The sequence below is a fragment of the Patulibacter sp. NPDC049589 genome (assembly GCF_040675535.1).
Taxonomy (GTDB): domain Bacteria; phylum Actinomycetota; class Thermoleophilia; order Solirubrobacterales; family Solirubrobacteraceae; genus Patulibacter.
Genome location: NZ_JBFAPC010000003.1, coordinates 70,131 through 82,062 on the forward strand (window position 1 = coordinate 70,131; position 11,932 = coordinate 82,062).

Sequence of the window (11,932 nt, forward strand, 5' to 3'; positions counted from 1 at the left end):
CATGGGGCCATTGGTCGTGCTCGTTGCGTTCGCGGTCGTGCTCTTCATCCTCTCGCAACCGTTCTGGCCCGACCAGCACGAGCGCGCCGCTGAATCAGAAACGCTGCTGCGCGCCGACCTCGAAGCGGCGAAGGTCGCGAAGTACCGTGAGATCCGCGACGCCGCCTTGGACCGCGACACCGGCAAACTCTCCGACGCCGACTGGCGGACGATCGACGCCCAGCTGCGTTCCCAGGCGGTCGCGATACTCGACGAGCTCGACGGTCTCGACCACCTCCGGGGTAGGGCAGCCCAGCGCGACGAGCTGCACGGCGGCGACCTCATCCCGACGCAGTGGCCGACACCGTGACCGCTAAATGGAGCTCGTAGGAGGGTTGGTCATCCGCGTCTGGCCGGCCACGTCGTGGGCTTTGGAGGATCACCGTCGTCCCCCGAAGCGGCCACTACGCAGGAGCAGGACACGCGGAGGTCAGGGGCCCCAGCTTCGCCGCATGGTGACGCCGATGGGATGCCGTAGACGTCCGCGCAGCTCCGCGAACGAGTCGATGAGGTGCCATCGCGCCCGCATCAGCCGCGTGAGAGGATGACGCCCGTGCGGCGTCGGCGGCACATCTCGGCCGGCAAGGACGAGCTCCCGGCCGGGAGCGACGACGCGATTGGCTCGGTCCCCGCTCCTGACGGGACCCCGTCGAAGGGTATCTCCAAGCCCCAAACGGGTGCCGATGGGGTGCCGTCGACCGCCCGCCTGCACCTCCACCAGGGCGCGCCGCCCGCCGTCACCGACGGCGGGCGCCCCCCGACCGACGACGCAGCCCCGCTCGTGGGCGGGCTGTTCAAACGGGTCGTCGTCGGCATCGTCGTCTTCGCGCTCCTGCTCGTCGTGGCGCGGCTTCTCGTGCCGCACGTCGGCTTCCTCGACGACATGTGGCAGAACGTCCGCAGGGGCGACCCGGTCTGGCTTCTCGTCGCCGTCGTGCTCGAGGTCTTCGCGTTTGCCGGGTACGTGCTGGTCTTCGACGGGACCGCCCGCCGTGCCGGCCTGCGGCTCCCGCGCTTCACGACCTGGCGGATCGTCCTCGCCGGAGTGGCTGCCACTCGCCTTCTCGCGACGGCAGGCGCGGGCGGCGTCGCGTCGACGACGTTCGCGCTGCGCCGCCACGGGCTCGATGCGCGGCACGCCGCCGCGACGGTCGCGGCGCAGATTGCGATCGTCTACGTCTGGTTCGTCCTCCTGATCGCGCTCGTCGGCACCGTCTTGTTCCTCGCCGATCATGGGCGCAGCGCGATCACGATCATCCCCGCCGGGGTCGCCGCTGGGATCCTCTTGGTCGCCGGGCTCGGCCGGCCCCTGTTGCACCGCCTGGGTGGCTCGACGGCGAAGCGCAAAGGCCGTATCTCCCGCGTGCTCGCCGCGATCCCCGGCACGCTCGACGACGGCATCCACACCGTCTCGACCCTCGTCCGCGAGCGCGACATCGCGGTTCTCGGTGGCGCGCTTTGGTGGTTGGCGGACGCCGCGGTGCTCTGGTCGGCCTGCCACGCGTTCGGGGCGTCGCCGAACGTGCTCGACGTCACGATGGCGTACCTGATCGGCCAAGTCGCCAACCTGCTGCCGATCCCCGGCGGTCTCGGCGTCGAGGCGGGCCTGCTCGGCATGCTCATCGCCTTCGGGGTCCCGGCGGAGGTCGCCATCCCCGCGACCCTGACGCAGCGCCTCATCTCGACCTGGTTGCCTGCGCTCCCCGGTTCCGTCGCACTCGTCGCGATCGGCCGCCCATCGCCGGACTCCGAGGTTGTCGCGATCGATCACGCACCACCGCACGCGCGCACGCCGTCTGAGCCTGAAACACCGATGCGTTGAGAAACGAGATGGCGCACGCGATCGACTCGATCCGCGAAGGATGGCTCACCATCGGACGTGAGCTCGCGTTGAGATCGAGTTGCACGCCTCGTCGATGGGCCTAACGAGCGATCGCCGGAGCGACGCAAGCGGATCGACGTCAAGGTGCTCGAGCGTGAAGGCCATGGCAGACGCGCCAAGGTCCAGCAGTACTGCTCTCAGGAAATCTCAGGAACCGCTCAGGCAGGTCCCAGGAAGCAACGGGACCCTTCGACACATGCGCCGTTCCGCTCCCTTCCGTGGCCTGCTCACCGGGTTGCTCGCCCTCGTCGTCTTCGCCTCCGCCGCCGTAGCGATGGTCACCGACGGCTCGCCCCTCTCGCCCGCTCCTGCCACCGGACTCGAAGCCAGCGGGCTGCCGGCCGGAGACAGCACCGCCGTCCAAGCCGGCGTCGAGGGCGATGACGACGCGGACGGTGACGACGAGATCGGCAACGGATTTGACGGCCGGGGCGGACAAGACGACGACCAACGCGACGACGGGCGCTGAGCCGCCCCGGACAGGCTCCGACGATGCCTACGACGTCCGGCTCGCCGTTCGGGATGGCGGCCCGTCGAGCACTGTTGATCGCGCTCTACGGCACGGTGCTGCTCTTTCCGCTGGCGTTGACCATCGGTGCGATCAAGCCGGGTTCGCAGGGCCGACTCGTCGTCTTCTCCGACGCCCTGGCTTTCACCGCCCTGTCACTGATCGCGCTGCAGGTCGTCGCGTCCGGACGATGGGCGTCGACCACACGCATCTTCGGTCTGCGCCCGGTCCTTGGCCTGCACCGCCAAGCCGGAAAAGCCACGCTGGTTCTCGTGGTCGCACACGTCGCGATTCTCATGGTCGACGACCCCAGTCGGCTGCACCTGTTCGACCTTCCCGAGGCGCCGAACCGCGCGCGTGCGGGGACCGTCGCCGTCGTGGCGTTGGCCGGTCTCGCGGTCACATCGATCTGGCGCGCGAAGCTCGGGATGCGCTTCGAGCACTGGCGCGCCACGCACCTCGCGCTGACCGGGGTCGTCATCGCCGCATCGTTCGCTCACGTCATCTGGGTCAACGCCTACACCTCGTTGCCGGTGATCCGCGTCGCCGTTCTGGTCCTGGTGCTGGCCGCGGCCGCCAGCCTGTTCTGGGCGCGCGTCGCGCACCCCTACCGCACCGCCCTGAAGCCCTACCGCGTGGTGAGCGTTCATCCCGAGCGTGGCGGCGCGGTGACCCTCGAGCTCCAGGCCGACGGGCACGACGGCCTGCGCTTCGGCCCCGGCCAGTTCGCACGGCTACGTCCGGCGCACGCCCCCTACAGCCTCGACGACCACCCGTTCACCCTCAGCTCCAGTGCCGCGCACCCCGAGCACCCGTCGTTCACGGTCAAGGCGCTTGGCGACTTCACCACCGACGTCGCCGATCTGCAGCCCGGCGACGAGGTACTCGTCGACGGGCCGCACGGCGAAGCCGTCCACGACGGGGACCGCCGGCGCGGCAGGATCCTGCTGGCCGCCGGGATCGGGATCACCCCGGCGATGAGCGTGCTGCGAACCGCGGCGGAGCACGGAAGCACCCGGCGGTTCCTCCTGCTCTACGGGAGCCGTCAGTGGCAGGACGTCACCTTCCGGGAGGAGCTCGCCGTCCTGCAGCACCGGCTGCCGAACCTGCAGGTCGTGCACGCGCTCTCCCGTGCGGAGCCCGGCTGGCCGGGGGAGCGAGGCCGGGTCACCGAACAGCTCCTGCGCCGCTACGCGCCGCGAGACATCGCCCGGTGGGGCGCCCTCATCTGCGGCCCGGCGGCGATGGTCGCCGAGACCTCCGTAGCCCTGGCCCTGATGGGGATGCCGATGCACGCGATCCAGGCCGAAGGCTTCGAGTAGCGCGCCGACGCGGCCCAGCGTCTTTCGGGGGGACCCGCTGGTGAGACGCGCAATCGCGATCGGCTTGCGGTCGCCTGTGCGTTGCAATACTGCGCGGATGGTGGACGGCGCGATCCAGGGCGAATTGCAGGAGCAGATCATGCTCGTCCTCTGGCGACGGGAGCAGGGCACCGTCGAGGATGTTCGTGCCGATCTCCCTCCGCAGTATCAAGGTGCCTATACGACGGTCGCGACTGTGCTGAACCGGCTCGTCGATCGGGGGCTCTTGGGTCGCGAGCGCCTAGGTAGGACGATGACGTACACGCCGACGGTTACCGAGGCGCAGTATCTGTCTCGTTCGATCGCGCAGACGCTGGCCGGCGCATCCACGGAAGCCCGTGAAGTCGCGCTGGCCGAGCTGATCGGCACGATCGACGAGGACGAGCTGGCGGGGTTGCAGGAGCAGATCCGCCGCAGGACAGCATCTCGAGCGGATCGCTGATGATGCTCTTGGTCCTGATCGGGGCCGCCCTGGCGATGATCGCGGTCCCGCACGTCGTTTCCACGCGCGACTTGACACCTGCCACCGCTGCCGCGCTCTGGGGGGTCGCGCTGGGCCTTCGCGCGGTACTTTCGGTGTTCGTGGTCGCGTACGTCCTGGTCGTGTTGCCGGCGACTGCCATCTTTGCCTCGATCACCGATTGGTGCTGGCATACCGCGCTTCCGGTCGCGGCCACCAACGTTGGGGTCATGGGTGCGTGGGTCGGGCAGGGCGCGACGCTGTTGCCGGCCCTGGTCCTGGCGGTCTCCGCTGCCCTCGTCGCTGCGAGCGTTCTTCGCAGCGCCCGACGGGTGCGTCGTCTCGTCGTGCAGGAAGCGATCGGCAGGGGGCCTCGGGGCAGCGTGATCGTTGGGGGCGCGGACGTGTTCGTCGCGGTCGCCGGTTTCAGCCGGCCTCGTCTGGTGCTCTCGACCGGCGCGCTGACGCAGCTCGACGACGCCGAGCTTGCGGCCGGCATCGCTCACGAGGATGGACACATCCACCGCCGGCACCGCTTCGTCGTGCTCTACGCGGAGGCCTGTCGTGCGCTGGCTCGGTTCACGCCGGGTACCGACCGGGCGCTCGCGGCGCTGTTCTTCCAGCTCGAGCGCGATGCCGATGCCTGGGCGCTTCGGCGTGCCACCGACCCGGTCGCACTGGCCAGCGCGATCTGCAAGGCCGCGAGCTCCCGAACGCCGTCGCTCGCTCTGGCCACGCTCGCCGGCGCCCAGGGCATCAGCGCCCGCGTGAGCGGGCTGCTCGACCAACCAGCCCGCCCGCCCCTTCTTCGGCAGGCCTGCCTGGCCACCCTCGCCGGGCTTGGCCTTGCGCTCCTCATCGCGCTTACGGCGCAGCTGCCCGCCGTGATCTCCGACGGTCGCGCGCACGCGGCGCTGGCGGCGATGCGCACCGCCTGCGGCATGTAGTCCGCCCGGGGCGGCACTGCCGCGACCCCGACCCCCATCTACTACAGTCTGTAGAAAGAACGGGGAGGGCGGGAGCAACACATGAGCGGTCGAGCGAAGAAGCAGGAAGACCTCCGGCGAGAGCGCGAGGAGCAGGAGCGGCTCGCCGCGGCGAGCGAGCGGCGCTCCAAGCGGGTGCGGATCGCCGCCGGCGGCGGATTCGTCGTCGTCGCCGTCGGGGCCGCGCTGGCCCTCGGGCTGTCCTCGGAGGCGCCGGAGGGCGCGAATCTGCCCAGGGCCGCGGGGTTGGGCACCAACTACGACGGACTCGTGCAGCGCCGGATCGCTGCAGGCGTCGTGACGATGGGCACCGCGCAGTCCAGCGCGCACATCCATCCGCAGCTGAGCCTGTTCATCGACGGTAAGCCCGTGCAGGTCCCGGCGAACATCGGTGTTGACCCCAACGCCTCGGGCGACGACATGGCCGCGCTGCACACGCACACCCCCGACGGCCTGATCCATGACGAGGGTCAAGGCAACGGGACCCTCGGCCAGTTCTTCGCGATCTGGGGCGTCGCGCTGAGCGCTGATCGCCTCGGCAGCTACCGCACCGGCGGCGGAAAGCAGGTGCAGATGTGGGTGGACGGCAAGCCCACTCGCGCGTTCGGTGGCCTGCGGTTGCAGGACGAGCAAAAGATCGTGCTCTCCTACGGTCGCCCGACCGCCAACCCGCCCGGGACCTCCGCCCCGAGCAGCTGATGCTCCCGGTCCTCTTCCACGTCGGGCCGCTGGAGATCAAGAGCTACGGCGTCTTCATCGCCCTGGCGTTCCTTGCCGCGTGGGTCGTTCTCTCCCGGGAGCTTCGTCGACGTGCAGACCGTGCCGACGCGGCAGGCCCGCTGATCGCGGCCGCCGCGATCGGTGGGTTCATCGGTGCGCGGCTCTACTGGCTGGCCGAACACGCCAACTCGGCCAACGCGGGGGACCTCGTCTCCGGTGCGGGCTTCACCTGGTACGGCGGAGTTCTGGGCGGCACGGTCGCCGTCCTGCTGGTCGCGCGGCTCCAACGCATCCCGGTCAGCGCGATCGTCGGCAGTGCCGCGCCGACGCTCGCGCTGGGCTACGCGCTTGGGCGTATCGCGTGCCAGATGGCCGGCGACGGCACCTACGGCAAGCCGAGTGATCTGCCGTGGGCGATGGCCTACCCCGACGGCGAGATCCCGACGACCGTCCGGGTGCACCCGACTCCGGTCTACGAGACCCTCACCGGCCTGCTCATCTTCGCCGTGCTCTGGCGACTGCGCGAACGCCTATCGGGACCGCGCCTGTTCGGCGTCTATCTCGTGCTCGCCGGCACCGAACGGTTCCTCGTCGAGTTCCTGCGGATCAATGACCGTGTCCTCGTCGGTCTCACGCAACCGCAGATCTGGGCCGCCACGTTCGTCCTCGCCGGGATCGGCGTGATCGCCACGACCCACCGCCGTGACGTGAGAACCCCGCAGACCGGCGTGCCTCAGACAAGGTCCGTGCAGTGAGTTCTCGACGACGCCGCGTCGCGGTCTCCGCAGCGGCGATCGCCGTGGTCGCTGCTTTGACGGTGGGGCTTCTGCAGAGCGCTCCACCGCCGTCGCGGGATGCTTCTGCGCCGTCGCTAGCGCAGGCTCGGCAGAGATCCGCGGCGCACCCGGCCCACTCCGGGCGCTGTATGAGCACAGCAATGCCCTCCTGCCAGAGGCAGCGTTCGATCGTCTCGTCACCAGCCTCCGGGGGTACCCCGTCGTGATCAACGTCTGGGCGTCGTACTGCGGCCCGTGTCGTCGAGAATTCGCGCTCCTTCGCCGCTCCGCCGCCCGGTACGGCACGCGCGTCGCGTTCATCGGTGTGGACGGCGACGCCACCCCCGGGCCCGGTCGTGAGTTCCTGCGTCGGAACCCGACGCTGTACCCGCACGTCCGGGACCCCAGAGGTCGACTGGCCAACCGGCTGAGCGCCGGGGTGGTGTTGCCCTCCACGATCATCCTGGACTCCGACGGGCAGATCGCAACGGTCTTTGCCGGCGCCTACCCCGGCGCCCGGCGCCTCGCCGATGACCTCGCTCGCTACGCCGGCGTTGTCGATGGTCGATGAATTAGCGGCCGTCCGGCGTCGATAGACGCCGGCGAGACCGCCTGTAGGTGCCGCCAAGGCCGCACGGGCGACGCCGACACCTCGAACGAAACACGGAGAGATGAGATGCAAGGAATGGAAGAGATGGGGTCGGGTCTGCCGACGTGGCTGACGACGCTGTCGTGGCTGTGGATCGTCGCCGCGGTCATCAGCGCCGCGGTCGTCGCGTTCGATGTCTACGGCCGTGGGGACCGCCCGCAGCGGCCGATCGTCGCCGCGATCTGGCCGCTCTCGGCGCTCTACCTCGGACCGCTCGCAGTCGTGCTGCAGCGCCGCAACGCCCGCCGCCGCCAGGCGGCGTCCGCGGCCTCGCCCGAGACGCAGTCGGGCCTCGCGCTCGGTCTGCAGGGCGGGGTCGCGTCGGGGCTGGCGCACATCGTCGGGGTGCCGATCGTCGTCCTGACGGGCCTGACGATCGCCAACGTCGACATGTGGGCGATGGTCGCGATCATCACCGTCCTGGCGACGATCATGCTCGTGCTCTTCGAGCTCGCCGTCGTCGCCTCCCCCGCCGGCCGACAGGCAGCGGCCACGCGCCTGCGGACCGCCGCGGTCATCGCCCTCGTGACCGTCGTGGCGTTCGACGTCGGGATGCTCGGCTGGATGCTCGTCCTCTACTACTCCGACAGCATGCCGATGGCCACCGACGTGCGATTCACGTTCCTCATGCAGATCGGCCTCGTCCTGGGCACCCTCACCGCCGCCCCGATCGTTCGCCACCTCGGCCGTGGCCCCCAGGTGAGAAGCCAGCCGGCCTAACGGTCGCTTCCGCCGGGCCGACACGTCCCGGCGGAAGCGTCGTTCACGCACGACAGCCCTCGCCCCGGGGCCGTCAGGTGTCGAGCTCTGCGAGCAGTTGGTCGATGCGGCGGTTGATGTCGTCGCGGGTGGCGCGGACCTCGTCGACGGGGCGTCCGGAGGGGTCGGGGAGGTCCCAGTCGATGTAGCGGACGCCGGGGATGAAGGGGCACTTGTCGCCGCAGCCCATCGTGATGACGACGTCGGACCATTCCGCCATCTCGCGCGTGAGGAGCTTGGGCTCTTGGTCGCGGAGATCGATGCCGAGCTCGTCCATGACGGTGAGCACCTCGGGGTGGACCCGGTCCGCCGGGGTGGTGCCGGCGGAGCGCCCTTCGTGTCGGCTGTCGGCGGCGCGCTGAAAGAGCGCGCGGCTGATCTGCGAGCGCCCGGCGTTTGTGCAGGCAGACGAACAACACGTGGGCCATCAGACGACCCCCTCAACGGCCTGGTTCGGGGTCGTTCGGCGGGCCGGGGAGCGGGCCGGGTCGCCGGGCAGGAGCAGGGAGAGCAGCCCGGCCGCGAGGACCATGATCGCCGAGCCCCAGAGGCAGGCCTGAAGGCCCTGCCATTGGTAGAGCGCTCCGGAGAGGACGGTGCCGGAGAGCCGGCCGAACGCGTTGGCCATGTAGTAGAAGCCGACGTTCATCGCGACCTTCGACCCCTCCGCGTAGGCGAGGATCAGGTACGAGTGCACCGCGCTGTTCATCGCGAAGACGACGCCGAAGACGATGAGCCCGGCGACGATCACGACGTCCGGGTCAATCGAGGTGCTCATGGCGATCGCGATCGCGGCGGGGAAGGCGGCGAGGACGAACGCGAGCTTCGCGGCGGTGCGGCCGTCGGGGTCCTTGACGAACCTCGGGGCGAGGGCTTGGACGATGCCGTAGCCGATGGTCCACACGGCCATGAAGATCCCGACCTGCCAGAACGACCAGCCCATCACGGTCCGCAGGTAGACGGGGAGGCCGACGACGAACCAGACGTCACGGGAAGCGAAGAGGAAGATCCGCGCGCCGGCCAGCAGGTTCACCGACCGGTTGTTGGAGAACATCTGCCGGAACTTCGCCGACGCGTCCGGCGTCCCGAGGTCGCCGCGCATGAAGATCAACGTGCCCGCGAGGCCTGCGGCGACAAGGCCGGCGATGCACCCCAGCGCGGCCTGGAAGCCGATGACGGTGAGCAGCAGGCCGCCGAGGAAGAAGCCGACGCCCTTGAGCGCGTTCTTCGAACCGGTGAGGATCGCCACCCACTTGTAGAGCGCGCCCGGGGTGTCCTGCGGGACGACGAGCTTCACCGCCGATTTCGACGACATCTTCGTCAGGTCCTTCGCGATCCCGGAGAGCGCCTGGGCGACCATCACGTAGGCGACGACGAGCCACGACTCGGGCACCAGGGCGAGCATCGCCAGCGCCGCGAGCTGAAACGTCAGGCCGCCCAGCAGGGTCGATTTGAGTCCCCAGCGTGCGGCGATGTAGCCGCCGACGAGGTTGGTGATGATCCCGAAGACCTCGTAGAAGAGGAACAGCGAGGCGACCTGCAGCGGGCTGTAGCCGAGCTCGTAGAAGTAGAAGAGGACCAGGACGCGGATCGCGCCGTCGGCGATTGTGTCGGCCCAGTAGGCGCCGGTGACGACGACGTAGTTGCGCAGGTCCCCGCCGCGCTGCTCGGCGGCCGCGGTCGCGTCCTGGCCGTTCACGCCCGCGGCTCCAGGGAGGCGGCGACCTGGCCGGCGAGCTCGACCCAGCGGTTCACGTAGCCCCACTCGTTGTCGTACCAGGTGAGGATCTTCACCTGGGTCTTGTCGGTGACCATCGTCGATGGCGCGTCGACGATCCCGGATCGCGGGTCGTCCTTGAAGTCGACCGACACCAGCGGCCGCGTCTCGTACCCGAGGATGCCCCGCAGGGGCCCGTCGGCGGCGCTGCGGAGCAGCTCGTTGACCTCGTCGACGGTCGTCTCCCGGGCCACCTCGAACACGGCGTCGGTGAGCGACGCGTTCAGCAGCGGGACGCGAATCGCGACGCCGTCCAGGCGGCCCTGCAGCTCGGGGAAGATCAGCCCGATCGCCGTCGCCGACCCGGTGGTCGTCGGGATGAGCGATAGGCCGGCGGCACGGGCACGCCGGAGGTCCTTGTGCGGCGCGTCGACCAGGGTCTGGGTGTTGGTGAGGTCGTGCAGCGTGGTGATCGACCCGCGCAGGATTCCCAGTCCTTCGTGGATCACCTTGACGACCGGAGCGAGGCAGTTGGTGGTGCACGACGCCGCGGTCAGGACGTCGTGGGCCTCGGGGTCGTAGAGGTGGTCGTTGACGCCGACGACGACGTTCAGCGCGCCGCCGTCCTTGACGGGCGCGGCGACGATGACCTTCTGGACGCCGCGATCGAAGTAGGGGGCCAGCGTGGTCTGGGTCTTGAACTTGCCGGTGCCCTCGAGGACGAGGTCGACGTCGAGCTCGTCCCACGGGACGTCGCCCGGCATGGGGTGCGCGCTGTAGCTGAGCGTCTGACCGTCGATCGTGACCGTGTCGCCGTCGGAGGCGATGTCGCGCTGCCAGCGCCCGTGGACGGAGTCGAACTCGAGGAGGTGCGCGGCAGTCGCGGCGTCGCCGGCGATCTCGTTGATGTGCACGAACTCGAGGTCCTCGCGGTCCCACCCGGCGCGGAGCGCTAGGCGCCCCATGCGCCCGAAGCCGTTGATGCCGACGCGAACCGTCATGCGCAGTTCCCGGCGGTGAGGCACTCGGTGACGTCGCGGTGCGCGATGGTCATGACGTGGCCGCGGACGGTCGCGTCGTCGTAGCCGGCGAGGACCTGGTCCGAGCACGCACGGATCTGCTGCTCGGAGAACCGGTCACCGAGGTCCTCACGGACCGCCGGGAGGAGCCGCTCGAGGCGCAGCTGGTGGGCGGTGCGGTCGAGGTAGATGTCCTGCAGGTGCTCGGCCAGGAGGTCCTTGACGTGCTGCTCGATCTGGTCGCGGATCTCGCGGACCCGTTCGATCGGGAGCGTGGAGGGGTCCTGCACGTCCCACTCCTGCACCATCGCGGGGACGAACGGGCAAGCGTCGCCGCAGCCCATCGTCACGGCCCAGTCGGCGTGCAGCTGCATCTCGGCGGTCAGCTTCGTCGGCTTCTCAGCCGAGAGATCGATGCCGACCTCGGCCATCGCCTCGACGACGACGGGCCAGACGGCCTTGGCGGGCTGGGTGCCGGCGGACTCCGCCCGGACGTCGTCGGGGGCGAGGCGGTCGAAGAACGCCTGGGCGATCTGGGACCGGCCGGCGTTGTGGTTGCAGACGAACAGCACGTGGCGCATGAAGGGGTCCTCGGTGGTGGGGATCAGACGGGGCGGGGGTCGGCTCGCGGCGCCGGCGGGTCGCCGCGGCGCGCCGCGGCCTCCTCCGCCGGGTACCAGCGCCGACGGATCCAGAGCGCGACGTAGACCAGGCCGACGAGCACCGGCACCTCGATCAACGGACCGACGACCCCGGCCAAGGCCTGGCCGGACGTAGCGCCGAAGACGCCGATCGCCACGGCGATCGCGAGCTCGAAGTTGTTGCCCGCCGCGGTGAAGGCGAGAGATGCGGTGCGGGCGTAGGTCGCACCGATGAGCCGGCCTGCGGCGAGGCCGGCGGAGAACATCACGGCGAAGTAGACGAGCAGCGGCAGCGCGATCCGCACGACGTCCAAGGGCTCGGAGGTGATCGCGTCGCCCTGGATCGCGAAGAGCATCACGATCGTGAAGAGCAGCCCGTAGAGCGCGAACGGCCCGATCTTCGGCAAGAACCTGG

14 protein-coding genes and 1 pseudogene are annotated in these 11,932 nt (G+C 70.0%); 10 read left to right on the forward strand and 5 right to left on the reverse strand.

Going from position 1 to position 11,932, the window contains the following annotated elements:
* Window positions 1-10: 10 nt before the first annotated feature.
* The 10 genes from AB0L40_RS01100 (at window position 11) to AB0L40_RS01145 (ending at window position 8,101) form a co-directional block, all read left to right on the forward strand.
* Window positions 11-349: a hypothetical protein gene (locus tag AB0L40_RS01100; protein WP_364347876.1), complete on the forward strand. Its 339-nt coding sequence runs from the start codon at window positions 11-13 to the stop codon at window positions 347-349.
* Window positions 350-592: 243 nt separating this feature from the next.
* Window positions 593-1,861, forward strand: coding sequence for a YbhN family protein (locus AB0L40_RS01105; RefSeq protein ID WP_364347879.1), 1,269 nt, complete (start codon window positions 593-595; stop codon window positions 1,859-1,861).
* 256 nt (window positions 1,862-2,117) lie between these two features.
* Window positions 2,118-2,390: a hypothetical protein gene (locus AB0L40_RS01110; RefSeq protein WP_364347881.1), complete on the forward strand. Its 273-nt coding sequence runs from the start codon at window positions 2,118-2,120 to the stop codon at window positions 2,388-2,390.
* Between the two features lie 23 nt (window positions 2,391-2,413).
* A complete protein-coding gene (locus tag AB0L40_RS01115; RefSeq protein ID WP_364347884.1) occupies window positions 2,414-3,751 on the forward strand; it encodes a ferredoxin reductase family protein in 1,338 nt (445 codons plus the stop codon).
* 97 nt (window positions 3,752-3,848) lie between these two features.
* The gene (locus AB0L40_RS01120) at window positions 3,849-4,232 is read left to right on the forward strand and encodes a BlaI/MecI/CopY family transcriptional regulator (RefSeq protein ID WP_364347887.1); all 384 of its coding nucleotides are present in this window, start codon (window positions 3,849-3,851) and stop codon (window positions 4,230-4,232) included.
* A complete protein-coding gene (locus AB0L40_RS01125; RefSeq protein ID WP_364347889.1) occupies window positions 4,232-5,197 on the forward strand; it encodes a M56 family metallopeptidase in 966 nt (321 codons plus the stop codon). The genes AB0L40_RS01120 and AB0L40_RS01125 overlap by 1 nt, the downstream gene beginning before the upstream one ends.
* 81 nt (window positions 5,198-5,278) lie before the next feature.
* Window positions 5,279-5,935, forward strand: coding sequence for a hypothetical protein (locus AB0L40_RS01130; protein WP_364347892.1), 657 nt, complete (start codon window positions 5,279-5,281; stop codon window positions 5,933-5,935).
* On the forward strand, window positions 5,935-6,711 hold the full coding sequence (locus AB0L40_RS01135) for a prolipoprotein diacylglyceryl transferase (RefSeq protein ID WP_364347895.1): 777 nt from the start codon (window positions 5,935-5,937) through the stop codon (window positions 6,709-6,711). Before AB0L40_RS01130 ends, AB0L40_RS01135 begins: the two co-directional genes overlap by 1 nt.
* Window positions 6,712-6,901: 190 nt before the next feature.
* Window positions 6,902-7,303, forward strand: a complete 402-nt coding sequence (locus AB0L40_RS01140; RefSeq protein WP_364347916.1) for a TlpA disulfide reductase family protein — start codon at window positions 6,902-6,904, stop codon at window positions 7,301-7,303.
* 105 nt (window positions 7,304-7,408) lie between these two features.
* Window positions 7,409-8,101, forward strand: a complete 693-nt coding sequence (locus tag AB0L40_RS01145; RefSeq protein ID WP_364347898.1) for a DUF4396 domain-containing protein — start codon at window positions 7,409-7,411, stop codon at window positions 8,099-8,101.
* A 73-nt stretch (window positions 8,102-8,174) separates the two neighbouring features.
* Here the strand turns inward: AB0L40_RS01145 and AB0L40_RS01150 are convergent, their stop codons facing one another.
* The 5 genes and pseudogenes from AB0L40_RS01150 to AB0L40_RS01170 all read right to left on the reverse strand — a co-directional run.
* Window positions 8,175-8,519, reverse strand: coding sequence for a heat-shock protein HtpX (locus AB0L40_RS01150; RefSeq protein WP_364347918.1), 345 nt, complete (start codon window positions 8,517-8,519; stop codon window positions 8,175-8,177).
* 48 nt (window positions 8,520-8,567) lie between these two features.
* Window positions 8,568-9,839, reverse strand: coding sequence for an organoarsenical effux MFS transporter ArsJ (gene arsJ, locus AB0L40_RS01155; protein WP_364347901.1), 1,272 nt, complete (start codon window positions 9,837-9,839; stop codon window positions 8,568-8,570).
* Window positions 9,836-10,858, reverse strand: a complete 1,023-nt coding sequence (locus AB0L40_RS01160) for an ArsJ-associated glyceraldehyde-3-phosphate dehydrogenase (RefSeq protein WP_364347904.1) — start codon at window positions 10,856-10,858, stop codon at window positions 9,836-9,838. The genes arsJ and AB0L40_RS01160 overlap by 4 nt, the downstream gene beginning before the upstream one ends.
* Window positions 10,855-11,457 carry an arsenate reductase ArsC gene (locus AB0L40_RS01165; protein ID WP_364347907.1) on the reverse strand — a complete coding sequence of 201 codons (603 nt, stop codon included), beginning with the start codon at window positions 11,455-11,457 and terminating at the stop codon, window positions 10,855-10,857. Before AB0L40_RS01165 ends, AB0L40_RS01160 begins: the two co-directional genes overlap by 4 nt.
* A gap of 23 nt (window positions 11,458-11,480) precedes the next feature.
* Window positions 11,481-11,932, reverse strand: a pseudogene (locus AB0L40_RS01170) (arsenical-resistance protein); the annotation flags it as partial.

Coding starts and splice junctions, on each gene's coding strand:
- AB0L40_RS01145 (WP_364347898.1), top strand. CDS start 7,409: ATGCAAGGAATGGAAGAGATGGGGTCGGGTCTGCCGACGTGGCTGACG.
- AB0L40_RS01125 (WP_364347889.1), top strand. CDS start 4,232: ATGATGCTCTTGGTCCTGATCGGGGCCGCCCTGGCGATGATCGCGGTC.
- AB0L40_RS01110 (WP_364347881.1), top strand. CDS start 2,118: ATGCGCCGTTCCGCTCCCTTCCGTGGCCTGCTCACCGGGTTGCTCGCC.
- AB0L40_RS01120 (WP_364347887.1), top strand. CDS start 3,849: ATGGTGGACGGCGCGATCCAGGGCGAATTGCAGGAGCAGATCATGCTC.
- AB0L40_RS01130 (WP_364347892.1), top strand. CDS start 5,279: ATGAGCGGTCGAGCGAAGAAGCAGGAAGACCTCCGGCGAGAGCGCGAG.
- AB0L40_RS01115 (WP_364347884.1), top strand. CDS start 2,414: ATGCCTACGACGTCCGGCTCGCCGTTCGGGATGGCGGCCCGTCGAGCA.
- AB0L40_RS01135 (WP_364347895.1), top strand. CDS start 5,935: ATGCTCCCGGTCCTCTTCCACGTCGGGCCGCTGGAGATCAAGAGCTAC.
- AB0L40_RS01165 (WP_364347907.1), bottom strand. CDS start 11,457: ATGCGCCACGTGCTGTTCGTCTGCAACCACAACGCCGGCCGGTCCCAG.
- AB0L40_RS01160 (WP_364347904.1), bottom strand. CDS start 10,858: ATGACGGTTCGCGTCGGCATCAACGGCTTCGGGCGCATGGGGCGCCTA.